19 protein-coding genes and 1 riboswitch are annotated in these 22,179 nt (G+C 70.9%); of the genes, 5 read left to right on the plus strand and 14 right to left on the minus strand.

Translation table 11 applies throughout. The features are described from left to right. Positions 1-5: 5 nt before the first annotated feature. Genes ACT3T5_RS11220 through ACT3T5_RS11235 form a run of 4 tightly spaced genes read right to left on the minus strand, consistent with a single transcriptional unit; the run spans position 6 to position 4,487 of the window. Positions 6-656: a thiamine phosphate synthase gene (locus tag ACT3T5_RS11220; RefSeq protein ID WP_444578737.1), complete on the minus strand. Its 651-nt coding sequence runs from the start codon at positions 654-656 to the stop codon at positions 6-8. Continuing rightward, on the minus strand, positions 653-1,435 hold the full coding sequence (gene thiM, locus ACT3T5_RS11225; protein ID WP_444578736.1) for a hydroxyethylthiazole kinase: 783 nt from the start codon (positions 1,433-1,435) through the stop codon (positions 653-655). Before thiM ends, ACT3T5_RS11220 begins: the two co-directional genes overlap by 4 nt. Then, on the minus strand, positions 1,432-2,856 hold the full coding sequence (locus ACT3T5_RS11230; RefSeq protein ID WP_444578735.1) for an MFS transporter: 1,425 nt from the start codon (positions 2,854-2,856) through the stop codon (positions 1,432-1,434). Before ACT3T5_RS11230 ends, thiM begins: the two co-directional genes overlap by 4 nt. Then, positions 2,853-4,487: a bifunctional hydroxymethylpyrimidine kinase/phosphomethylpyrimidine kinase gene (locus tag ACT3T5_RS11235; RefSeq protein WP_444578734.1), complete on the minus strand. Its 1,635-nt coding sequence runs from the start codon at positions 4,485-4,487 to the stop codon at positions 2,853-2,855. The genes ACT3T5_RS11230 and ACT3T5_RS11235 overlap by 4 nt, the downstream gene beginning before the upstream one ends. A 24-nt stretch (positions 4,488-4,511) precedes the next feature. Then, positions 4,512-4,605, minus strand: a riboswitch (TPP riboswitch). Between the two features lie 77 nt (positions 4,606-4,682). Between ACT3T5_RS11235 and ACT3T5_RS11240 the strand changes: the two genes are divergently transcribed. Then, positions 4,683-4,805, plus strand: coding sequence for a hypothetical protein (locus ACT3T5_RS11240; RefSeq protein ID WP_444578733.1), 123 nt, complete (start codon positions 4,683-4,685; stop codon positions 4,803-4,805). A gap of 5 nt (positions 4,806-4,810) precedes the next feature. Here the strand turns inward: ACT3T5_RS11240 and ACT3T5_RS11245 are convergent, their stop codons facing one another. From ACT3T5_RS11245 to ACT3T5_RS11270, 6 genes are all read right to left on the minus strand, one after another. Then, positions 4,811-6,136, minus strand: coding sequence for an ABC transporter substrate-binding protein (locus ACT3T5_RS11245; RefSeq protein WP_444578732.1), 1,326 nt, complete (start codon positions 6,134-6,136; stop codon positions 4,811-4,813). A 36-nt stretch (positions 6,137-6,172) separates the two neighbouring features. Further along, complete coding sequence (gene glgP, locus ACT3T5_RS11250; RefSeq protein WP_444578731.1) at positions 6,173-8,743, minus strand: alpha-glucan family phosphorylase; 2,571 nt, start codon at positions 8,741-8,743, stop codon at positions 6,173-6,175. Positions 8,744-9,115: 372 nt separating this feature from the next. Next, positions 9,116-10,798 (minus strand): energy-dependent translational throttle protein EttA, encoded by a 1,683-nt coding sequence (ettA, locus tag ACT3T5_RS11255; RefSeq protein WP_444578730.1) that lies wholly within the window; start codon positions 10,796-10,798, stop codon positions 9,116-9,118. 88 nt (positions 10,799-10,886) lie between these two features. Beyond that, positions 10,887-11,453 (minus strand): hypothetical protein, encoded by a 567-nt coding sequence (locus tag ACT3T5_RS11260; protein WP_444578729.1) that lies wholly within the window; start codon positions 11,451-11,453, stop codon positions 10,887-10,889. A 235-nt stretch (positions 11,454-11,688) separates the two neighbouring features. Then, a complete protein-coding gene (locus ACT3T5_RS11265; RefSeq protein WP_444578728.1) occupies positions 11,689-12,399 on the minus strand; it encodes an HAD family hydrolase in 711 nt (236 codons plus the stop codon). Continuing rightward, positions 12,396-13,547, minus strand: a complete 1,152-nt coding sequence (locus ACT3T5_RS11270; protein WP_444578727.1) for a YlbL family protein — start codon at positions 13,545-13,547, stop codon at positions 12,396-12,398. The genes ACT3T5_RS11265 and ACT3T5_RS11270 overlap by 4 nt, the downstream gene beginning before the upstream one ends. Before the next feature lie 86 nt (positions 13,548-13,633). On the opposite strand from ACT3T5_RS11270, the gene ACT3T5_RS11275 reads away from it, so the two are divergent. Both ACT3T5_RS11275 and ACT3T5_RS11280 read left to right on the plus strand, forming a co-directional pair. Continuing rightward, positions 13,634-15,253 carry a zinc-dependent metalloprotease gene (locus tag ACT3T5_RS11275; protein WP_444594369.1) on the plus strand — a complete coding sequence of 540 codons (1,620 nt, stop codon included), beginning with the start codon at positions 13,634-13,636 and terminating at the stop codon, positions 15,251-15,253. Next, positions 15,243-15,845 carry an NUDIX hydrolase gene (locus tag ACT3T5_RS11280; protein WP_444578725.1) on the plus strand — a complete coding sequence of 201 codons (603 nt, stop codon included), beginning with the start codon at positions 15,243-15,245 and terminating at the stop codon, positions 15,843-15,845. Before ACT3T5_RS11275 ends, ACT3T5_RS11280 begins: the two co-directional genes overlap by 11 nt. On the opposite strand, the gene ACT3T5_RS11285 is transcribed toward ACT3T5_RS11280, so the two are convergent. Then, positions 15,833-16,444 (minus strand): M48 metallopeptidase family protein, encoded by a 612-nt coding sequence (locus ACT3T5_RS11285; protein WP_444578724.1) that lies wholly within the window; start codon positions 16,442-16,444, stop codon positions 15,833-15,835. The genes ACT3T5_RS11280 and ACT3T5_RS11285 overlap by 13 nt on opposite strands. 528 nt (positions 16,445-16,972) lie before the next feature. Here ACT3T5_RS11285 and ACT3T5_RS11290 point away from each other — a divergent pair. Beyond that, entirely contained in the window at positions 16,973-17,131 is a 159-nt protein-coding gene (locus ACT3T5_RS11290) for a DUF5679 domain-containing protein (protein WP_010551122.1), read from the plus strand. 236 nt (positions 17,132-17,367) lie between these two features. Here ACT3T5_RS11290 and ACT3T5_RS11295 read toward each other — a convergent pair whose 3' ends face one another. From ACT3T5_RS11295 to nudC, 3 genes are all read right to left on the minus strand, one after another. Next, positions 17,368-17,661, minus strand: a complete 294-nt coding sequence (locus ACT3T5_RS11295) for a WhiB family transcriptional regulator (protein ID WP_444578723.1) — start codon at positions 17,659-17,661, stop codon at positions 17,368-17,370. Between the two features lie 380 nt (positions 17,662-18,041). Further along, complete coding sequence (locus ACT3T5_RS11300; protein WP_444578722.1) at positions 18,042-20,162, minus strand: ATP-dependent DNA helicase UvrD2; 2,121 nt, start codon at positions 20,160-20,162, stop codon at positions 18,042-18,044. 59 nt (positions 20,163-20,221) lie between these two features. Beyond that, positions 20,222-21,139 carry an NAD(+) diphosphatase gene (gene nudC / locus ACT3T5_RS11305; RefSeq protein ID WP_444578721.1) on the minus strand — a complete coding sequence of 306 codons (918 nt, stop codon included), beginning with the start codon at positions 21,137-21,139 and terminating at the stop codon, positions 20,222-20,224. A 49-nt stretch (positions 21,140-21,188) separates the two neighbouring features. On the opposite strand from nudC, the gene ACT3T5_RS11310 reads away from it, so the two are divergent. Continuing rightward, positions 21,189-22,169 (plus strand): phosphotransferase, encoded by a 981-nt coding sequence (locus ACT3T5_RS11310; protein WP_444578720.1) that lies wholly within the window; start codon positions 21,189-21,191, stop codon positions 22,167-22,169. Positions 22,170-22,179: the final 10 nt, after the last annotated feature.

Genomic DNA, 22,179 nt, shown 5'->3' on the forward strand with positions numbered 1-22,179 from the left:
AGCCGTCAGGGCAGAGCCGCGACGACACCCCGAGCCACACCCGCGGGGTCCTCGGCGTCCATGATCGCGCGCACGAGGGCCACCCCGGCGATCCCGGTCCCGGCGAGCGCCGGGACGTCAGCGGGGGTGATGCCGCCGATCGCGACGACCGGGAGCCGCGTCGCCGCGACGAGGGCCGCGCAGCCGTCCACGCCGAGGGGCTCGCGACCGGAGTCCTTCGTCGGGGTGGGACGGAACGGGCCGGCGCCGACGTAGTCGAGCAGGTGGTGGATCTCCTCGGCCCCGCGCACGGTCGCCGGGGTCCCCGTGGTCAGGCCGATGATCGCCTCCGGCCCGAGGAGCGCGCGGGCCTCGGCCACGGGCAGGTCGTCCTGGCCCAGGTGGACGCCGTGCACCTCGGCGCCCCGACGCCCCGCCGCGAAGGCCACGTCGGCGCGGTCGTCCACGACGACCCGGGTTGTGGGCCTCGCCTCGTGGACGGCCGCCGCGATGGCGCAGGTGAGCTCGAGCAGCTCAGCGGTCGAGGCGTCCTTGGCGCGGACTTGGATCATCCCGGCACCGCCTGCGGCTGCGGCGGCGGCGACCTCCACGGTGCGCCGGTCCGTTCCGGAGGTCACCAGATAGCAGCGCAGGTCCAGCGCTCCCTGCCGGGTCATCTCCCCACCTCGTCCAGGGCGTCGAGCAGGTGCATGCGGAAGGAGCCAGGCCGGGAGGAGCGCTCCTGCGCCGTCTCTCCCGCCAGGGCCATCCAGGTGCTCGCGGCGAGCGCCGCGGTGAGATCGTCGGGCTCGACAGCCCGGCAGGCCGCGGTCAGCGCGGCGAGCAGGCATCCGGTGCCGGTCACCATGGTGAGCAGGGGTGTCCCGCGCTCGAGACGGGAGCGACGCTCGGCGGACACGATCAGGTCGACGGCACCCGAGACCGCGACAGCGCCGCCGGTGCGGGCCGCGATCCGGGAGGCGGCGTGCTCCGCGCACCCGGTCTCCGCGCCGGAATCCGCTCCGCGACCACCGTTCCCCTCGCCGGCCAGGGCGCGCACCTCGGAGGCATTGCCCCGCACCACCGCCGGGCGGGAGGCGAGCAGGGCGCGGGCCAGCGGGGTGCGCACCGGGGCGATCCCGATCGCCGTCGGGTCCAGCACCCAGGGTCGCCCGTCCCGCACCGCCAACTCGACGGTCGCCGGTATGCCGTCCATCGCGTCCGTGGAGAGAGTTCCGAGGTTCACCACGAGCGCGTCGGCGAGGGTGGTGAGGGTCGGAGCCTCCTGGAGGGTCTCGGTCATCATCGGCCGAGCGCCTGCGGCGAGCAGGCCGTCCGCGACGATGCCCATGGAGACCGTCGCGGTCAGGCAGTGCACGAGCGGTTCGCGCCGCCGGACCGCCTCGAGGACATGGGCGACCTCGGCGAGATCGGGGTCGTGCTGCAGGCTTGTCATCGGGCGGGCTCCTTCGGGGACGGCGAGGCGCTGGCGGGGCCCCGCCCGGCGGTATCTCCACTGCCAGCAGGTTCGAGGCTGGCGACGGTGTCGAGGTCGGCGTCGAGCTCTCCCGGCCCGAGCCGTGGCCCGAGTGCGGCACCGAGGGTGAGGAGCACGCCGCCGAGGGCGATCAGCGCCATCACGGACCCGTCGCGGCCGAGAAGGGACTCGATCCCCGGCAGATAGAACGGATACAGCGCCGGGATCACGAGGGAGAGGCTGTAGCCCATCCCGTAGCCGGTGGACCGGACCTCCGTCGGGAACCGCTCGGAGAGGTAGGCAGCGACGGGCCCGTAGGCGGAGACGGTGAGGACCTGCAGCAGGGCAGCGAATGCCGCCGCTCTGCCGACGCTCGGCGCGGTGACCGCGAGCCACCACAGGAGCGGGCCAAGCACGGCGGCGGCGACGCCCCAGACCAGGAACACCCGGCGTCGGCCGATGCGGGTCGACAGGTGCCCGGCGAACGCCATCACGATCGCCTGGGCGATCGAGGCGATCCCGATGGCGAGGGAGACCCCGGTGGCGGGCAGCCCGGTATCCGTCGCGAGGCGACCGGTCAGCAGCAGCACGGTGGTGTTCGTGAGCAGCCACAGCCCGGTCATCAGCGCGAAGACCTGCCAGAACGTCCTGGCCCACCGGCCGGTGAGCAGATCGCGCAGCCCGGCTCGCGGCCGCGCGGCGGCGGTCCTGTCCTGCTCCCTGCGGGCCTGCCGGTGGAAGACCGGGGCGTCGGCCACCTGCCGGCTGTAGTAGATCAGCATGCCGAGCGAGGCGAGCGCCCCGAGCACGAACAGCAGCCGCCAGCCCCAGGCGGCGTAGGCATCCGGCCCGAGGATCACCAGCAGCATCGCGACGGCGAAGGCGATGCTCGCCTGCGCCCAGGGGGCCATCGAGAGGATGAGACCGCTCATCAGCCCGCGGCGGCGCGGCCTCGACCACTCCATAGCCAGCGGGATCGCGGCGGAGTACTCGCCGGCCACGAAGATGCCGCCGAGGAACCGCAGGGCCAGGATCAGCCCGATCGTGCCAGCCCCGAGCACCTCGTGGGTGGGCATGGCGGCGATCGCGAGCGCGCACGCGGCGGTTCCGGCGATCGCGACCCGGGTGGTGCGGGTGCGCCCGAGCCGATCGGAGATGCGACCGAAGACGATGCCACCGATCGGCCGACCGAACAGCATCGCGACGACGATCAGGGAGCCCGTCGAGGCCGCCGCCGCCGCCGGACCGGCGAGCACGATCATCGCGGGGGCCAGCGCCGCGAGCGGGAGGAACACATGGATGTTGTCGATCCAGTTGCCGACCACTCCGGCCCGCAGTGCTGCCCGCCCCTGGGGAGGGAGTCGCTCGACATCGGATCGGGACGCTGCGAGGGCGCTCACCGTGCCCCATCCAGTGCGAGGTCGCGGAGGCTCTGCGCAGCCGGTTCCCCCAGGCGCAGCGCCTGCTCGAAGAACTCCAGCTCGTGACGGCATGCGACGAGAAAGGCGCGCAGAGCAGCGGAACGGGCCACCGGCGAGGCAGCGGCGAACTCCTGTTCGACCAGGTCGAGTGCCCCCTGCGTCGCGGTGACGAAGTCGGGATCGCGGTAGGTATCGAGCCAGTCCGCATACGGGTGGTCGCTCGGGACGGCCGGCAGCATGGCCCCGGTCTGGGCGTAGAGCCAGTAGCAGGGCAGCACGGCGGCCGCGGCGACGACCCGGTCCTCGCCGCGCGTCGTGGCCAGCAGGAAGTTGGTATAGGCACTGGTCACGGGCGAGATCTCGGGTTCCTCGCGGTCGCCGTTCCAGCTGCGGTGCAGGGCGGACTCGACCGTGAGGCAGTTCGCGGCGCCGTGCGCCCAGAACACCTGGGCTCCGGGGTCGCTCGAGGCTGCGGACAACGCTGCGAGCGCCCGGGAGTACCGGCGCAGATACAGCGCGTCCTGGGCGAGGTAGAAGGAGAACTCCCGGTCGGGAAGGCTGCCGTCGACCAGGGCACGCACGAAGTCCGAGTCCGCGACGGCACGCGCAAGGGGCTCCCCCGCCGCCCAGAGGGCACGCGTCCAGGGACCGGCCGGCGCGACGGCCGGCTCGACGGCGGACTCGAATGCGCCGGCCTCGGAGGGGGCTGAGGTGCCCGCGCGGAGACCGACTTCAACGAGGGCCTGCATGCCCTCCGGGCTCACGAGCCTCGCCGGGATCCGGCCAGGCACGAGCCAGGGCGTCGACTCCCCCGCCGCCTGGAGCCGACGGGCGCGGTGGGAATGGTCCACGGGACCGTGGCCTGTGCCGACGCGCAGCGCCTCCCCGTGGGCGATCGCCTCATGGAGCCACTGCGTGGCCCAGGTGAGAGCCGCCTGCGGGGCGTCGCCGCCTGCCAGCCGGGTGGCGAGCGCCGAGGCCAAGGAGCATCCGGTGCCGTGGGTGCTGGTCGAGGTCAGGCGCGCCGAGTCGACCCGATGCTCGAGGCCATCGGGTTCCACCCACGTGTTCGTCACCAGCGGGGCCTGGAGATGACCCGTCTTCACCACCACGGCGACCCCGGTCCGGGCGGCCCACTGCCGGGCCTGCTCGAGGGCTTCCTGCTCGTCGGCCGCGCGCTCTGCGCCCGTCAGTCGGGCGAGCTCCTCGATGTTCGGGGTGACCGCGGTGGCTCGGGCACAGAAGTCGATCATCGCCTGCTCCGCGTCGGGCTCCAGGAGGCTGTCCCCGCTGGTCGCGACCATCACCGGATCCACCACCAGGATCTGCTGCGGGTGCTCGTCGAGCCAGGCGGAGACGGTCGCGATGATCGCGGCGGTGCCGAGCATCCCGGTCTTGACCGCGTCGATCTGCACGTCATCGCTCACGGCGCGCAGCTGCTGGTCGAGGAACGCGACCGGCGGCACGTGGATGTCGCGCACCCCGCGGGTGTTCTGGGCGACCAGCGCGGTCACCACGCTCATGCCGTAGCCGCCGGCCGCGGTGATGGATTTGAGGTCCGCGGCGGTGCCGGCTCCTCCGGAGGGGTCGGTGCCGGCGATCGACAGCACGCGGGGAATTCGGGCAGGGTACGACGGAGCCACTGAGGACATCCCTTCGCTAGTACGAACTAGATCAGGTTCCACGGGTGTGATCTCAGCGCCGGACGGCGCACCCCGTGTCCGCGGGCCAGTATAGGCAGGCCGGCGGTCCACCCTGAAATGGGTCCGTCAGCGCCGCAGGCAGCATTCTGGGAGCCCGGAGAGGTGCATCAGACCTGGGCGGGCACGGACATGGTCGTCGTGATCGTCGAGACCGCGGGCCGCCTAGTGCCCGATGAGCTCTTCGTCGAGGTTCCTGCCGCCCGCGACGGCCCTGCCATGGGCTGAGCGGATCAACCCGAGGCGGCCGTCGCCGCGTCCTGGGCCTCCGGCAGCGCGTCGGCGGCGGTCGCCTTGCCGGTGAAGACCTCGGCGATGAGCGGGAGCGCGGCCCCTGTGCCCTCTGCCGACCGGTTCCCGGTCTCCGGGAGGGCCACGTCGTCGGGCGCCTCCGCGAGGAGGGAGACATCCACGCCGCCGGCCTTCCATTCCTCCTGCCAGACGCTGTGCAGGTCGCGGTGGGCCGGGATGCCGAGGCGGTTCTCCGCGAGCGGTCGCTGTCCCTCGACGCTCCCCAGCCAGCTCAGCAGCTTCCCGATCGCCTCCTCGCGCTCATCGTCGTCGTCGGGCGTGATCCCGACCGCCGCGACCGCATGCACCAGGGGGTGGGATCCCTCCGTCCCGGCGACCGGCGGATTGACGGACCAGGGGAACGCGTCCTTGATCCCGTCGGCGAGGACATGGAGGTCGTAGGTCCCCGTCTGCAGCAGACCGAGCTTGCCGTCCACGAACTGGCTCTGGCACAAGGCCTCGTCGGCGACCGCTTCGGCGCCGTCGGGCGCGAGATGGCCCGCCGCGAGGTCCGCGAGGTACTGCACGGCCTCGATCCCCTCCGGCGAGGCGAAGGTGAAGGTGCCCTCCTCGTCCTGCCATGCACCTCCGTGGCCGGCGATGAAGGGGCCCAGCACCGCCGAGCGGTCCGGGTGCGCGCTGAACCCGAACGCCGCGCGGGCGGCGGCGTCGAACCCGTCGTCTCCGGGATGCAAGCCCTCACCGTCCACGGTGATCTCGCGCGCGAGGTCGCGCAGGCCGTCCGACTCGGCGCCGGGCTCGAAACTCAGCTCCGCGGCGTCCCCTCCTGCGGCGTCGACGAGCTCCTGGTGGGCGACCAGGATGCTCTGGTCCCAGATCTGGGGCACGCCCCACAGGGCCTCGTCGATCCGGTAGAGATCGGTGGCGGTCTTCTCCCACTGCGCGGCGGCGTCGCCCACGACCTCGCCGATCTCGAGCAGCTGCCCGCTGGCATGGGCCTCCGCGAGATTCGCCGTGTTCATCCACAGCACATCCGGCAGGGACTCCCCCGCGACATCCAGCGGGAGCTGCTTCCAGTAGTCGTCCCAGCCGATCACCTCGACGTGCACGTCGATGCCGGACTCCTTCGTGAAGGCCGCCAGGGACGTCTCGTAGGCCGAGGCCGCGGCGTCGTCCCACACCCGCATCCGCAGGGTGTCGGCGTCATCGACGTCCAGGGGCGTCTCCTCGGAGCACCCGGTGAGGGCCCCGATCCCGGCCACCCCCATCGCCGCGGAGGAGAGCAGGAGCTGACGACGAGTCGGCACGGGGTCGGGACCTTCCGTTCGGGTGCTGCGGACTGCTCAGGCGGTCGCGACCAGCCCGAGCTCTGCACGGTGCGCGAGCACCGGATGCTGCGGGGTGACCCGCACGGTGTATCCCACCTCGCCGGGGACGGAGAGCGCAAGGCGAGCAGTCCAACGGCCGTCCTCCTCACGCTGCAGCGGGATCAGGTGGGCGTCGATGATCTCATCATCGACGCCGACCGTACCCAGGACCGCCTCGACGAGGACGTCCTCATCGCGCAGGCCGCCGAGGTCCACCTCGGCGACGAGGGAGATCTCGGCGCCGCTGGACACCGCACCGTCCGCGGCGCCCTCGAGGGACACCGCCGTGACGCGCACGCCGGACCAGGCCGCCTGCACCTCGGCCTTCCAGGCCGTGAACGTGGACGCGAGCGACGGATCCGCGAGGAACGCGGAGGCGGAGCGAGCGGCAGGGAGGTACAGCTCGGTGACATAGTCGCGCACCATGCGGGCCGCGGTGATCTGCGGGGCGATCCCCACCAGCGAGGACCGGACCGTGGTCATCCAGGTGTGCTGCAGGCCCCGGGCATCCCGCTCGTAGAACTGCGGCACGATCTGTCCCTCGAGGATCTCGTAGAGCGCCTCGGCCTCGAGCCGGTCGCGCTCGGACTGGTCTTCGACGCCCGCCGTGGGGATCGTCCAGCCGGCCTCGTCGTCCTTCATCTCGTCCCACCAGCCGTCGGAGACGGAGAACGTGAGGCCGCCGTTGAGCACGGCCTTCATCCCGGACGTGCCGGAGGCCTCCTCGGGACGGATCGGGTTGTTCAGCCAGACGTCGGAACCGGCGATCAGCACGGAGGCCATCGCGATGTCGTAGTCGGGCAGGAACGCGATCCGATGGCGCACCCCGTGGTCGTCGGCGAACTGCACCAGCTGCTGGAGGAACTCCTTGCCGGGACGATCCGCCGGATGCGATTTGCCGGCGATGACGATCTGGACCGGGTGCTCCGGGTCCAGCAGGATGCGCTTGAACCGCTCGGGGTCGCTGAGCATCAGGGTGAGCCGCTTGTAGGTCGACACACGACGGGCGAAACCGATGGTCAGCGCCTTGGGGTCGAGGATGTGATCGGTCCAGGCGAGCTCGGCCGCATCCGCGCCGCGGCGCAGCCAGGACTCCCGGACATGGGAACGAGCCATCGTCACCAGGGCCTCGCGCAGCGTGTCCCGGGCCTCGGTGAGCTCGTGGTCGCTGAGGGTCGACAGGGCGCTCCAGTCGCTGAGCGAGGAGACGTCGACATCGCCGAGCGCCTTCTTGAACAGGTCGTCCATGACCGAGGAGGTCCAGGTGCGACGGTGCACGCCGTTGGTGACCGACCCGATCGGCACCTCCGGCACGTCGAAGCCCGGGTACAGGTCCTGGAACATGGCACGGGACACGGCGCCGTGGAGCTTCGCGACGCCGTTGGAGCGCTGGGCGATGCGGAAGCCGAGCTGAGCCATGTTGAAGACGTCCCCGCCCTCCTCGATGCCCAGGGCGAGCGCGGCCTCGACCGGCAGCGCCGGGATCAGCCGAGAGATCCCGGAGTCATCTGCGCCCAGGTACTGACGCAGACGACCCGCCTCGAAGCGGTCGATGCCCGCGGGGACCGGCGTGTGGGTCGTGAACACGGTCCCGGCGCGCACCTCGGCGACGGCCTCGGAGAACGCGGCGCCGCCCTGCATGAGCCGGCCCACGCGCTCGAGGCCCGAGAAGCCGGCGTGGCCCTCGTTGAGGTGGAAGACGGTCGGGGCGGGGAAGTCGGTCGCGGCGGTGAAGGCCTCCACGGCGCGCACACCACCGATGCCCAGCACGATCTCCTGGACGATGCGGTGCTCATGATCGCCGCCGTAGAGCCGATCGGTGATCTGCCGAGCCTCCTCGTCGTTGACCTCGAGGTTGGTGTCCAGCAGGAGCAGAGGGATCCGGCCCACCTGGGCCTTCCACAGGGCGATGGCGACCTCGCGGCCATCGGGGAGGACGACCGAGACGGTCAGCTGCTCCCCCTCGGCCCCGCGCACGGGCTCGACGGGGAGCTTGCCGGGGTCGTTGTGCTGATAGTTCTCCTGCTGCCAGCCCGAGCGGTCCAGGGACTGGGAGAAGTAGCCCCACTGATAGAGCAGGCCGATGGCGACCAGCGGCACCCCGAGGTCCGACGCGGACTTCAGGTGGTCGCCGGCCAGGATGCCCAGACCGCCGGAGTAGATCGGCAGCGTCGGGCTGATCCCGAACTCCATCGAGAAGTAGGCGACCGACGGGGCCCCGGTGACACCGGTGGCCGAGGCTCCGGGGACCATGCGCTGGAACCAGCGGCCGGATTCGAGGTAGGTGCGCAGGTCGCCGACCTCGGAGCGCATGCGGCCCAGGAACGACTCATCGCGGGCGGCTTCGGCGAGTCGTCCCGCCGGCACGCGCGGGAGCATCGCGATGGGGTTCTCGCCGCTCGTGGTGAAGGCCTCGGGATCGAGGGAGCGGAACAGGTCGACGGTCTGCCGCCGCCAGGTCCACCGCAGGTTCAGGGCGAGCTCGCGCAGGGGCTCGAGGGCGCCGGGGAGTTCCGAGGACACCGTGATCGTGGAGAGCGACTTCATGCTCGTAGAGTACCCGGGATCCCCGCTCCCCTTGCGCCGATCTTGCGCGGGGCCAGAAGGTCGCCGGCACTGGTGGATCCTCACCCATGGCCTGCACCGATGCGGCCCACGTGACTCCTCCCGGAAGCACGGTCCGGGCATCTTCTGCAAGATCTTTCTGGAGGGATGACGGAACCTCTCCTGCCTGCAGGAAAGGACCGAATCCGGAACGTCGTCCCGAGGGCTCGACGACTCGACAGCCCCTCGGATCGAAGGCTCGAAGGCCCGAAGGCTTGAAGACTCTTCCGTCGGACGGCGGGCGCCCCACGTCGATCACCGGGTGATCGGACGCGGGGCGCCGGCCGTCGGAACCGCTCCGCTAGGAGCGGGACCTCAGTCGCGGGTCAGGCGACGATAGGTCATGCGGTGAGGACGAGCGGCCTCCGCACCGAGACGATCGACCTTGTTGGTCTGGTACGACTCGAAGTTGCCCTCGAACCAGTACCAGTTCGACGGGTCCTCCTCGGTGCCCTCGTAGGCCAGGATGTGGGTCGCGACCCTGTCCAGGAACCAGCGGTCGTGGGAGACGACCACGGCGCAGCCGGGGAACTCCAGCAGGGCGTTCTCGAGCGAGCCGAGCGTCTGCACGTCGAGGTCGTTGGTGGGCTCATCGAGCAGGAGCACGTTGCCGCCCTGCTTGAGGGTCAGAGCGAGGTTCAGGCGGTTGCGCTCACCACCGGAGAGGATCCCCGCCTTCTTCTGCTGATCAGGTCCCTTGAAGCCGAACTGACTGACATAGGCCCGCGAAGGGATCTCGACCTTGCCGACCTGGATGTAGTCCAGCCCGTCGGAGACGACCTCCCAGAGGTTCTTCTCCGGGTCGATGTTCTCGCGGTTCTGGTCGACATAGCTGATCTGCACGGACTTGCCGATCTTCAGCTCGCCGTCGTCGATCGGCTCGAGGCCCACCATCGTCTTGAACAGCGTGGTCTTGCCGACGCCGTTGGGGCCGATGACGCCCACGATGCCGTTGGGCGGCAGGGTGAAGGAGAGCCCGTCGATGAGCACCCGCTCGCCGAAGCCCTTCTTGAGGTTCTTGGCGTCGATGACCTGGTTGCCCAGGCGCGGGCCCGGCGGGATCGTGATCTCCTCGAAGTCGAGCTTGCGCGTGCGCTCGGCCTCCTCGGCCATCTCCTCGTAGCGGGCGAGACGGGACTTCGACTTCGCCTGGCGGCCCTTGGCGTTGGACCGCACCCACTCCAGCTCCTCCTTGAGGCGCTTGGCGAGCTTCTGGTCCTTCTTGCCCTGGACGTTGAGGCGCTCCTCCTTCTTCTCCAGGTACGTGGAGTAGTTGCCCTCGTAGGGGTACAGGTGACCGCGGTCGACCTCGGCGATCCACTGGGCCACGTGGTCCAGGAAGTACCGGTCGTGGGTGACGGCGATGACGGCGCCCTCGTACTGCGTGAGGTGCTGCTCGAGCCACAGCACGCTCTCGGCGTCGAGGTGGTTGGTGGGCTCGTCCAGCAGCAGCAGGTCGGGCTTCTCCAGGAGCAGCTTGCACAGCGCCACACGGCGCCGCTCACCACCGGAGAGGTGGGTGACCTTCTCGTCGCCGGGCGGGCAGCGCAGTGCGTCCATCGCCTGCTCGAGCTGGGAGTCGAGGTCCCAGCCGTTGGCGGCGTCGATGTCCGTCTGGAGCGTGCCCATCTCGGCCATCAGCGCGTCGAAGTCGGCGTCGGGCTCGGCCATCTCCTCGCCGATGGCGTTGAAGCGCTGCACCTTCTTGAACAGCTCGCCCATGCCCTCCTGGACGTTCTCCAGGACGGTCTTGGACTCGTCCAGCGGCGGCTCCTGGAGGAGGATGCCGACGCTGTAGCCGGGCGAGAGCTTCGCCTCTCCGTTGCTGGGGGTGTCCAGCCCGGCCATGATCTTCAGGATCGTCGACTTGCCGGCGCCGTTGGGGCCGACCATGCCGATCTTCGCACCCGGGTAGAAGCTCATGGAGACGTCATCGAGGATGACCTTCTCGCCCACAGCCTTCCGGGCCTTGTACATGGAGTAGATGAATTCAGCCAACGCGTGTTCCTGTTCGGAGAGGGGTCTGGTGGATTCTCACCGGCGCGCCGCAAAGCGGTGCCGCACGGGATGTGTCGCCTGTCCGACTCTACCCCGCCGTCGCCGAATCGAGCCCCAGGAGCTTCAGCACGAGGGCGAGACCGTTGACGAACCACCAGGCACCGAAGAACGACACCACGAGGGCCGAGCTCGCCGCGAGCAGCAGCACCGCCCAGCACCGCTGCGAGCGGGCGAGGACGAGGTAGCCGGAACCGGACAGGCAGGCCAGGAACGCCAGTCCCACGAGGAGGCTCATCACGTCCCCGGCCTGCGGGAGCAGTGAACCCAAGGTGAGGAACCCTGCCAGGGTGATGACCGCGACCGGCACCGCACTCACCACTACCCCGATTCCCTGCGCGAGCAGCCGTGCCGGTCGTGCGGCGATGCTCGGCACCAGGAGCGCCGTCACCTGCAGGGCCAGGGAGAGCAGACCGCCGACCACGGCGACGAGCACGAGCAGCTCGAGACGGGCCGCATCGACCTCGAACTGGGTGCTCTCGTGGAAGGACCAGCGGGCGAGATAGCCGCTCGAGGCCGCGAGCACAGCCGCAACCAGGTGCAGGCCCACCAGCAGCGGAAAACCGCGGGAGCCCAGGGCGTCGCTCGGGGATGTCATCGCGGGTTCTTCCACGGCTCGAGCCTAGGCGCTCCCCGATACAGCCGCTGTGGTTCCTCCATGGTGCCGCCGTGATCGAGACCGCACCGCGCGGTGGAACCGTCTGCTCGCACTCGTGGCCGTTGCTCGTACTCGTGACCGCGACCGGGAGCCGGGCGGCCGTCGCCCAGTTCGTGCCGTGGTGGGTTCTCGGCGCCGTGCTGATGGGCGGCGAGAACCTCTGTCTCGGCGGGGCTCAGTCCAGCGGGACGCCCCGTTCGGCGAGCACGCGGCGCGCGATCGCCGTCCCGTGCTCGGCACCATCTGTCTCGTCGGCGCCGTCGGCCTGCTCCTCGCCGTTGCGCGGCCACAGGTGCGCATCGATCCCGAGCGCCCGGGCGGCGGCGACGTTCTCCTCGCGGTCGTCGAAGAAGATGATGGCCGACGGGATCGACACGCCCCCGGTCTCGTGGGCCAGGACGTCCAGCAGGATCTCGTAGATCTCCCGGCCGGGCTTGACCGCTCGCTCCTCACCCGAGATGACAGCGAGGGTGAAGGCCTCGAACCAGTCGGCGCGACGCACCGCCTCGCCGAACGCCTCGGACGCATTGGACAGCAGCGCCAGGCGCACGCCATTGCGGGCGAGGTCGTGGAGAAGCTCCCGGGATGCGGGATCCATCCGCAGGAAGTACCGGTTGTCCGCCGCCTGGAGCTCGCTGATCTCGGTCTCGGAGAGCTGCTCGACACCCGCGGCCGTGGCCACGGCGCCCCAGTACTCCTCCGGCGTGCTGACACCCCGGTCGTAGGCGTCACGGTGGGACCAGAGCGCCTCACGGATCGCCTCGATATCACCGCCGAGCAGGTCGTGGATGCTCGGCACCGGGTCGTGCCCGGCGCTGAGCACTCCCCCGTAGTCGAAGACCACGGTGGGGCTCGGCGGGGTGCGGCGTCGGTTGCGCTTGCTCATGAATCCTCGTTCTGCGACGTCTTCGCGACGTCGTCACAGGTGGGAAGACCGTCGGTGCTGCCGGTCTCGGCGATGGTCTCGGTGGCCGTGAGGGCCTCGTCGAAGTCGGAGACCGCGACGACGTCCAATCCGTCGGGCTCGTAGCCGACGACCTCGTCGCAGTTCGCCGCAGGGGCGAGGAAGTAATCGGCCTCGGAGTCGTGCGCACCGACCATCTTCTGGCGGATCCCGCCGATCCCGCCGACCGTGCCGTCCGCCGCGATGGTGCCCGTTCCGGCAATACGGTGGTCGCCGGTCAGCGCGCCCGGGGTCAGCTCGTCGTAGACCGACAGGGAGAACATCATCCCGGCGCTGGGGCCGCCGATGTCTCCCACGGCGATCTCGACGTCGATCGGGAAGTCGTACCCGGAGGCGAGCACGACACCCATCTTCGGGGCGCCGTCCACCGTCTCGGCGGGCACCTCCAGATCGATCTCCTCGCCGCCGCGACGAACGGTCATCGGCACGGGCTCACCCTCCGGCGTGTTCAGGGCCAGCTTCTGGTAACCGGCGACGTCCTTCGCGCTCTGGCCGTCCACGGTGACGATGACGTCACCGGCTTCGAGGGTGCCCTCCGCCGGAGCGCCCTCCTCGACTCCACCGATCAGCACCACGGGGTCGAAGTCGATGCCGAGCTCCTCGAGGGCGACGGCGACCGCGCCCTGCTGGGACGTGCTCATCGCGACGGAGTTCGTCAGCACGGTCTGCTCACGGGTCTGCCCCTCGGGGAAGACCGCCTCGCGGGGCAGCACGGACTTCGTGGGATCGAACCAGGAGGCGACCACCTCGACCGGGGTCACCCGGTAGCCGGGCCCCCCATCGACGGAGACGGTGGTCATCATCAGCGTCCCCTCGGTGGGGTACGTCTTCGCGCCGTCGATCACGATGATCTGCTCATCGTCATAGGAGCCCAGCACGTCGATCGCCGGGCCCGGCTGCTCGATCACGTACGGCACCGGCATCAGCGAGGCGCCCAGGATCATCAGGCACAGCACCACCATCGAGACCAGGGCCACCACCGGGCGGGCGAGCTGCGCGTCCTCGACCTGGCGCGAGAGCAGTGCGCGGGCCCGCTGGGTTCGGGAGGGCCGGGACTGGTCGTCTATCACCCCGACATTGTGCCTCACGCGAAGCCTTCACCCTGTTCCCGGATGGTCTCGGTACGCTGGGCGCCCACGGACTGCTGGAGGTGGCCATGAACACTGATCCGATCCCGGGTGGACCCGGCGATATGGACGAGGAGACGCTCAAGCGCTTCCTCAAGGAGACCTTCGGGGACGCGCTCCCCGAAGGCGCCCTCGACGGGCTGGACCTGTCGGCGCTCGCCGAACAGGCGAACCTGCCCCAGGACCCTGCGCAGTTGCGCGCCGCCGCCGCGCAGATGCAGAGCATGTTCGCCGCCCAGGGCGACAACCCGGTGAACTGGCAGATGGCCGAGGACATCGCCCGGCGGACCGCCGCCGGCATGGCTGGCGTCCCCGGCGCACCGGAGCCCACCGGCACCCCCGGGGACCCCAATCCGACCGACGCCCAGATCCACGATCTGCGCCAGGCCGCCCAGGTCGCGCGGCTGTGGCTGGACCCCGTGATCGCCTTCGACGTGCCCACGGCCGATCTCGCCGTGTTCAGCCGCGGCACTTGGCTGCATCGGACGCTGCCGCATTGGAAGACCATCGTCGAGCCCGTCGCGAAGTACATGGCCGGAGCGATCGGTGAGGCCATCGCCTCGCAGATGGGCGAGATGGGAGACCTCTCCGCGATGGGCGGGAACGCCTCCGGGCTGCCCGGCGATCCCGCCGGCATGATGGAGCGCATCGGCGGCACGATGTTCGGCGTCCAGTTCGGCCACGCGATCGGCTCCCTGGCCCGCGAGGTCTCGGGCACCACCGACCTGTCGCTGCCCCTGGGCCGTGACGGCGAGCCGGCGCTGGTCGCCGCGAACGTCGACGACCTGATCTCGTCGCACACCCTGGATCCCTCCGCCGCACGGATCTTCCTCGCCACCCGCGAGATCGCCCACACCGCCCTGTTCAGCGCGGCCCCGTGGCTGGGCAAGGCGCTGTTCTCCGCGATCGAGGACTTCGCCCGCGGCATCACCCTGGATCTCGACGCCCTCGACGAGATGGTGCGGGACCTGGACCTCTCCGACCCCCAGGCCATGCAGGCCCGACGCCCCGAGGAGATGTTCGTGTTCACCCGTCGGGCCTCCCAGGAGCGCGCGCTCGAGGAGCTCGCGACGACCTTGGCGCTGATCGAGTCGTGGGTCGACCACGTCACGACGAAGGCGCTCGAGGGGAAGCTCCCGGAGCTCGAGGCGATGCGCGAGGTGCTGCGCCGTCGCCGCGCCGCCGGTGGCCCCGCCGAGCAGATGCTGGCCCGGACGATCGGTATCGAACTGCGCCCCCGGCGCGTGCGCGAAGCCCTCACCTGGTGGGACAGCGTGCTGGCCACAGAGGGTGAGCAGGGCCGCGAGGCGACCTGGGACCATCCTGATCTCCTGCCCACCACCGAGGTGCTCTCCGGCCGGCCGCAGGCCCCGCAGCCCCCGCAGGGCGCTGCGGAGGACGCTCCCGATGGCATGGCCGACGTGGAGATCCCCACGGACTTCGATGCGGAGCTCGAGCGGCTCCTCAGCGGGGCCGATTCCGGTTCCGTCCCCCGGGAGGACGAGCAGGGCGGTCTGCGCCCGGACGCCGACGGCGGAAGCCCTCACGACAGCGGCAGCCCTCACGGCGGCGAGAACTCCGGTGAAGGGACCTCCGATGAGGAGAACCCCGGCGATGACGAGGAGCCTGACTCCCCCGATGAGCGCTGATCCCCTCGAGGCGGCGTTCGCGGAGCTGCAGCTCGCCCGCGACGCCGCCTCCGGCCCCGAGCTGGCCCAGGAGTACGCGGCACTGCTGCACAGCTCCCCGAACGCCCTCTATCGCGAGGGCGGCCCCCGCCATCTCACGGCGAGCGCCGTGGTGATCGACGCCCCCGGCGAGCACATCGCCCTGGTGTGGCATCGCAAGGGCGGCTTCTGGGTGCAGCCCGGCGGGCACCTCGAAGCGGGCGAGAGGAGCTTCGAGCTCGCCGCGCGTCGCGAGGTCGCTGAAGAGATCGGTCTGTCCACGCTCGAGCGCGTGGGGCCTGGCCCGGCGATCCTGCACAGCCATCATCTCGATGCGGCCTTCGGTGCCTGCGCAGAGCATTGGGACGTGCAGTATCTCCTGCGCACTCCAGCCCCGGCCTCCGCAACGCCGCTGACCACGAGCGACGAGTCCCCCGAGGTGCGCTGGGTCCCCTGGCCGGTCCTGGATGGCGGCCCGTCCCGCTCGACTGCCCACCTGCCCGCAGGCACGGTGCCCGATATGGCGGCGAAGCTCGACGCGCTCGCCCCGGTCCTGGCCCGCTACTCGGCCTGACCCTCCGCTCGTCCCTCCGGATCACGCTCCAGATCGTCGTCCAGCGCCGGGGACGGCAGGCTCTTCGCCCACGAGAACCCGTCCAGGAAGCCCTGCGCCCTCTGCGCCTGCGGGTACAGCGCCATCAGCTGTTGGAACTCCTTGCCGTGGCCCGGCACGAGGAGATGGACGAGCTCGTGCATCATCACCGAGCGCACGACGTACTCGGGCATGTCCTGCAGCTGATGCGAGAGCCGGATCGTGCCGTCGGCCGGCGTGCAGGACCCCCATCGCTGGTTCTGGCGGGTGGACCAGGTGACCGAGGCCGGGTGCGCCCGGCCCCCGAGATATGCCTCACTGACCTCCCGGGCCATCCGGGCGAGAGCCTCATCACCGCGCCGGGTGGTCGTGGTCCGGGCCTCTTTCCTGACCAGCTGGTCGACCATCTTCGTGACCCAGTCCCGTTCCTGCCGTGCGCTGAACGTCGCGGGGATCGCGATCACGAGGTCCCCGTCGCGCCGGTTGATCGACACCGTGCGGCGTCGTCGCGCCGAACGACGCACCATCACCCGCTCCCCGCGGGGGCCGGCGACATTCTCCTGAAGGACGAGATCACTCATGGGGACAAGCCTGGCACGATCTGGGACGAAAAATATTCATCCACAGCCGACGCCACAGGCGGTAACCTTTCGAGCCTGTGACCTGCAGAGACAATCTTTCCTCCACAGTAGCCACCGCGCCATCCCGAACCTGTCCACACCCATTGCGGGGTTGTCCACAGTCGGTCCCCGACGGCCCTTTGACCGGTGCCGCTCCCAGGGGCTAGGTTTCCCTGCACGTGGGACCCCGGGATAACTAGCAGGACGCACACGGGGAAGGTGCGCGTGGTGCTGAGCGCCCCCGGGGTCCCACGGCCCTTCAGGCCTCTTCGTGCCTACGGGGCCTCCGATGTCGGTTCGTCGCGCGCACTTCCTCGGCTCCCCGTTGAGCCTCCTGATCCCGAAGCGCGCGACGGGCCGCCCCGTTCGGACCTTCTCGATTCGTGCGCCTCCGCCGCCCCCCGTTACAGTGGATCGATCCCGGCCTCGCGGCGAGAGCTGCGCGTCCGGGGAACCGAACACCACCATCGATTCCCACAAGGAGCGGATATGGCCGACGAGACCTATGCCGGAGAGTTCTACTGCGTCAAGTGCCGCGAGAAGCGGGAGGCCGAGGGCAACGTCGTCGTCTCCAACGGTCGCCGCATGGCGAAGGCCGTGTGCCCGGAGTGCGGCACCAAGCTCAACCGCATCCTGGGCAAGGCCTGATCGACGTACCGCGAGGTACGAGCGGTAGGAGACCAGGCAGTCCTGCAGCTCCTGATCGACGTACCGCGAGGTACGAGCGGTAGGAGATCAGGGACTGGAGACAGCCTGATCCGACCGGCCTGATGCACGACGAGGGGCGAGGCACCATGACGGTGTCTCGCCCCTCGTGCATGCGGTCCCGAGCGGTGGGAGACCGCTCGGGCGATCACTGTGGCGGTCTGCGACCGTCACGGTGCTCATGCCGCGTTCTGGTCGGGGTTCTTCCGCGGGCGACCGCGGCCGCGCTTGACGGCGATGATGCGGCCGGAATCGAAGATCGACCCGCCCCAGACGCCCCAGGGCTCTTCGCGCTCGAGGGCGCCCTGACGGCACTCCTGGAGGAGCGGGCAGTCGGCGCACAGGCTCTTGGCCTGCTCCAGATCAGCCGGACGCTCGGAGAAGAAGAGGTCCGCGGCGGTCGTGTCGTGGCACGGCAGCAGATGTGCTGCGGTGTCGGCGGGGTTCAGGAATGTGGTGAGTAGAGAAGTCATCGTCTCGCTGCTTTGAAGATCGTCGGGGGGACGAGCCCTTTCGGGCGGAGGTGCGGCGGCGGTGCCGCACCGGCAGCGAGGGGAGGCCTCGTCAGCTCAGGCTGGGCACCGCGGGGGCATAGCCCCGTTCGCGCTGCAGAAGGGAGGGCGCGCCGAGGGGGCGCAGTCCATCTCCTGCAAGATTCCTGATGATGTTCACTGAGGCCACCCCCTTTCGAATGCGCGCGTCCCGGTGTCCCGGACCACGACGTGGACGATTGACGAGCATGAGTCTACACACGTTCGTCAGAAGTCACATCTATTTTTTGACCTGCGGTTTCAGTGCTTCCGGCGCGGCTCTGCGAGGAGCCCGGGAGAGCCCGGGAGAGCCCGACGGAACTCTAGGCCGGGTGCTCGGCGAGGAGCGCGAGGAGCGCTGGGCCGAACCTCTCCGCCTTGCCGGGGCCGATACCCGGGACGGCGAGCAGCTCGCGCTCGCTGCCTGGTCGGCGCTCGGCCAGCGCCTCGAGGGCGGCGTCGGTGAGGACGGAATAGGCCGGGGCGCCGTTCTCTCGCGCCCGATCAAGCCGCCAGGCCCGCAGCGCCTCCAGCAGCGCCGGATCCGCGGTGGGAGGGCACCCTTCGTGCCGGCCCAGGCGCTGCTCGCGAGCGGAGATCAGCCCCTGGGAGCACACCCGGCACTCGGAGTAGACGGTCGCGCTGCGGCGCCCGGTGCGGCGGGCGTCGGCCCCCGGACGCTTCCCGGCGGCGTCGGGATGATCGAGTGCGCCGTCCAGGAAGCGGGACGCTCGGCGACTCCCCCGGGCCCCCGGCGTGCGGGCCGCGGACCAGCTCACGGTGAGCAGGTCGCGGGCCCGGGTGAGGGCCACGTAGAACAGTCGCCGTTCCTCCTCGATCTCTGCCGGGGTCGACGCCATCGAGATCGGCATCAGCCCGTCGCTCGCTCCCACCAGGAACACGACGGGCCACTCGAGACCCTTCGCGGCGTGCACGGAGGCGAGGGCCACGCCGTCGACCACCGGCGCCGACTGTGCCTCGGCGCGCTCCTCGAGCTCGCGGACCAGATCGGTCATCGTGGCGCCGGGCCGGGCGGTGACGGTGTCCGCGAGCCCCACGAGGGCGTTCAGGGAGTCCCAGCGGTCCCGGACCGCTCCGGTGGTCTCCGGGGCCGTCTCGGACCAACCCTGCTGCGAGAGGATGTCGCGCACGGCGCGGCCCGGGTCGAGCTGCTCGACCCGGGTGGCGGCCCGCAGCGACACCATGGCGCGCCGCACCTCCTGGCGCTCGAAGAAGCGGTCGCCGCCGCGCACCAGGTAGCCGATGCCCCGGGCCGTGAGCGCCTGCTCGAACGCCTCGGACTGGCTGTTGGTGCGGAACAGGATCGCGATCTCCGCGGCGGAGCGGCCCTCCGCGATCAGGGCCCCGATGCGGTCGGCGATGCCGTCGGCCTCCGCCGGGTCGTCGGGGAAGGACTCCACCAGCGGTGGAGGGCCGTCCTCCCGCTGGGCGACCAGGGTGAGCCGGTTGTCGCGGGTGCGCCCGCGGGCGCCGTCCAGGACGGTGTTGGCCAGGCGCACGATCTGCGGGGTGGAGCGGTAGTTGCGCTCGAGCCGGATGGTGCGGGCCCGTTTGAACTCGCTGCGGAACCCCAGCAGGTAGGAGGCGCGCGCGCCGGCGAAGGTGTAGATCGTCTGGGCCGCGTCGCCGACGACGCAGAGGTCGTCGCCGGTCCCGAGCCAGAGCCGCAGCAGGGTGTGCTGGAGCGCGGAGACGTCCTGGTACTCGTCGACGACGAAGTGCTTGTACTGGCCGCGGATCTCGCGGGCGACGTCGGCCCGTTCGGAGAGGAAGCCCACGAGGTGCAGCAGGACGTCCTCGAAGTCGATGACCCCGCGCTCCTTCTTGACCTCCTCGTACTGGGTGAGGATCCGGGAGATGGACCGCGAGTCGAAGCCCGCGACGCCGGGACGCTTCGCCGCGGCGGCCGCCTCGGGGTACGACTCCGGGGTGAGCATCGTGACCCGGGACCACTCCACCTCGGAGACGATGTCCCGCAGCGCCGCCCGATCCACGCTCAGATGCAGGCGCTGGCAGGCCTCGCCGACGCCGGCGAACTTGTTCGCCATGATCTCCGGGACGGGCCCGCCGACCACTCGAGGCCAGAAGTGGCGCAGCTGGCGCAGGGCGGCGGAATGGAAGGTGCGCGCCTGCACGGCAGGCACCCCGAGGTCCCGCAGCCGCGAGCGCATCTCCGCGGCGGCCTTCGCGGTGAAGGTCACCGCGAGCACGTGGCGCGGGTTCAGCTGCCCCGTGGCCACCCCGTACGCGATGCGGTGGGTGATGGCGCGGGTCTTGCCCGTGCCCGCACCGGCGAGGACGCACAGGGGCACACCGAAGGTGCTGGCGACCTCACGCTGCTCCGGGTCGAGCGCCGCGAGGATGCTCTCGGCGTCGCCCGGGGTGGGGGTCGTCGGGGTGAGGGGCAGGGCTGGTTCGGTCATCGGTGCCATCCTGCCAGCGGCGGCCGACGTTCCGGGCACCGCTGTGGATGGCGAGTCCCTCACGCCTGGGCGGAGCGGCCGTACCAGTCGTCGATCAGCGCACGGCCGAGGGAGGCATTGCCCGGGAGCTCGATCTCCTCGGCCTCGAGCGCCGCGGCGAGCTCCTCGCGGGTGAACCAGCGCGCCTCGGCGATCTCGTCCTCCTGGAGTGTGAGCTCCACCGCTCCGGGGACCCAGGCCCGGTAGCCGAGCATGAGGGAGCGGGGGAAGGGCCAGGGCTGGCTGCCGACGTACTCGACCTCCTCGACCGTGACCCCGACCTCCTCGGCGACCTCGCGGGCCACGGCGTTCTCGAGGCTCTCACCCGGCTCGACGAAGCCCGCCAGGACCGAGTAGAAGCGGCTGCGGAAGTTCGCGTTGCGGGCCAGGAGCAGTCGGTCCTCGCTGTCGCGCACCGCCATGATGACGGCCGCGTCGGTGCGCGGGAAATGCTCGGAGCCGTCGTCGCGGCAGCGCAGCACCCAGCCGCCCACCTCGGCCTCGAGCAGAGCGCCGCACAGGGGGCAGTGCCGCATCGACCGGTGCCAGGCACCCATGGCCACCGCGGTCAGGGCGAGGTCGGCGTCCGCCGGATCGAGCTGGTCGGCGATGCGCCGGAGGTCGCGGAGATCACGGCCGGGATCGTCGATCTCGGCACTGGTCTCGAGGATCTCGACGGCGAGGATCCGCAGCCCGTCCCGTACGCCCAGCAGCACGAGCGGCTGGGTGCCGCCGGCCCGGGGGTCCGCGGTCTCCAGGGCGAGCTGGAGAGAGCCGTCCGCCCCTTCCTGGAAGGCCGTCTCGCCCGCCCGCGAGACCAGGTACCTGGCGTCGTCGCCGGGGGCGACCATCGCCGGGTCGACGCGGCTGAGCGCGTCCCGGTCGGAGCTGAGGAGGGTCAGTGGGGTGTGCAGATGCGGGCCGCGGAGATTCGCCATACCCGGAAGCCTACGTGGATCGGGCCGACCACCCGGGTACGGTGGACGCGTGCATCGCAACTCGTATTCCCTGGCTGCTCTCGCCGCGGCGACGGTCCCCGGTCTGATCCCGGTCAGGACCACCCCGATCGCGACCCCGATCGATGATCTCGACGTCGCCGGGGTCATCGGCGAGCAGGGTCGCCGGGTCATGGTCCTCTCCCCCGCCTCGACCGCCTCCGGCGTGCGCCTCGAACGCGATCTGAAGGTGGCGGACGCCCTGTCCGGGACCCCGCTGCACGGCATCATCCCTCCGGTGCTGGGATTCGTGAAGCTCTCCGAGGGAGGCCGCGCCGCGGTCACCGAGGCCCCGGTGGGCCGGCCGCTGATGCTCGAGGATCTCCAGCGATCCCCCGAGCTCGCCCGCTCGCTGGGCCGGGTCCTGGCCCGCATCCACACCGTCCCGCGCTATGCGGCCGAAGCCGCTGGTGTGGAGTCCTTCACTCCCGAGGTGCTCCATGCCGAGCACCGCACCCGCATCGCCACGGCCGCAGAGAGCGGACATCTCCCGGCGGCCGTCTCCCAGCGCTGGGAGGCCCTGCTGGACGACCAGGAGCTGTGGGACATCACGGCACAGTTCATCCACGGCGACCTCTCCGAGGAGAGCCTCTTCGCCTCCGGTGACGACGTCAGCGCCGTGCGCGACTGGTCCTCCTCCCGGGTCGCGGATGCCGCCTCGGACCTGGCCTGGCTGATCTCCTCCCTGGACCCCGAGCGTTTCGACGACCTCTACGCCGCCTACCGCGACGAGCTTCCCACCGCGCCGCACCCGCGTCTGGTGGAGAGGGCCCAGGCGCTCGGCGAGTTCGCGGTCGCCGAGTGGCTCACCCACGGGCTGGAGACCGGCGACGACTCGATCGTCTCCGATGCCCGCGGCATGATCGCCGACCTCGATGCCGATCTCGCGCAGCTCGCACGCGACGAGGCCGAGCGCGCCTACGAGGAGATGCGCTCCCGCGAGGACACGGGCTCCCGCGAAGAGCACGCCTGAGCACGACGCA

Source organism: Brachybacterium sp. AOP3-A1-3 (genome assembly GCF_052378285.1).
Classification (GTDB): Bacteria; Actinomycetota; Actinomycetes; order Actinomycetales; family Dermabacteraceae; genus Brachybacterium.

Excerpts from the sequence above, each read along its gene's own strand:
- ACT3T5_RS11220 (WP_444578737.1), bottom strand. The coding sequence starts at position 656 with ATGACCCGGCAGGGAGCGCTGGACCTGCGCTGCTATCTGGTGACCTCC.
- thiM (WP_444578736.1), bottom strand. The coding sequence starts at position 1,435 with ATGACAAGCCTGCAGCACGACCCCGATCTCGCCGAGGTCGCCCATGTC.
- glgP (WP_444578731.1), bottom strand. The coding sequence starts at position 8,743 with ATGAAGTCGCTCTCCACGATCACGGTGTCCTCGGAACTCCCCGGCGCC.
- ACT3T5_RS11260 (WP_444578729.1), bottom strand. The coding sequence starts at position 11,453 with ATGACATCCCCGAGCGACGCCCTGGGCTCCCGCGGTTTTCCGCTGCTG.
- ACT3T5_RS11265 (WP_444578728.1), bottom strand. The coding sequence starts at position 12,399 with ATGAGCAAGCGCAACCGACGCCGCACCCCGCCGAGCCCCACCGTGGTC.
- ACT3T5_RS11275 (WP_444594369.1), top strand. The coding sequence starts at position 13,634 with ATGAACACTGATCCGATCCCGGGTGGACCCGGCGATATGGACGAGGAG.
- ACT3T5_RS11280 (WP_444578725.1), top strand. The coding sequence starts at position 15,243 with ATGAGCGCTGATCCCCTCGAGGCGGCGTTCGCGGAGCTGCAGCTCGCC.
- ACT3T5_RS11285 (WP_444578724.1), bottom strand. The coding sequence starts at position 16,444 with ATGAGTGATCTCGTCCTTCAGGAGAATGTCGCCGGCCCCCGCGGGGAG.
- ACT3T5_RS11290 (WP_010551122.1), top strand. The coding sequence starts at position 16,973 with ATGGCCGACGAGACCTATGCCGGAGAGTTCTACTGCGTCAAGTGCCGC.
- ACT3T5_RS11295 (WP_444578723.1), bottom strand. The coding sequence starts at position 17,661 with ATGACTTCTCTACTCACCACATTCCTGAACCCCGCCGACACCGCAGCA.
- ACT3T5_RS11300 (WP_444578722.1), bottom strand. The coding sequence starts at position 20,162 with ATGACCGAACCAGCCCTGCCCCTCACCCCGACGACCCCCACCCCGGGC.
- nudC (WP_444578721.1), bottom strand. The coding sequence starts at position 21,139 with ATGGCGAATCTCCGCGGCCCGCATCTGCACACCCCACTGACCCTCCTC.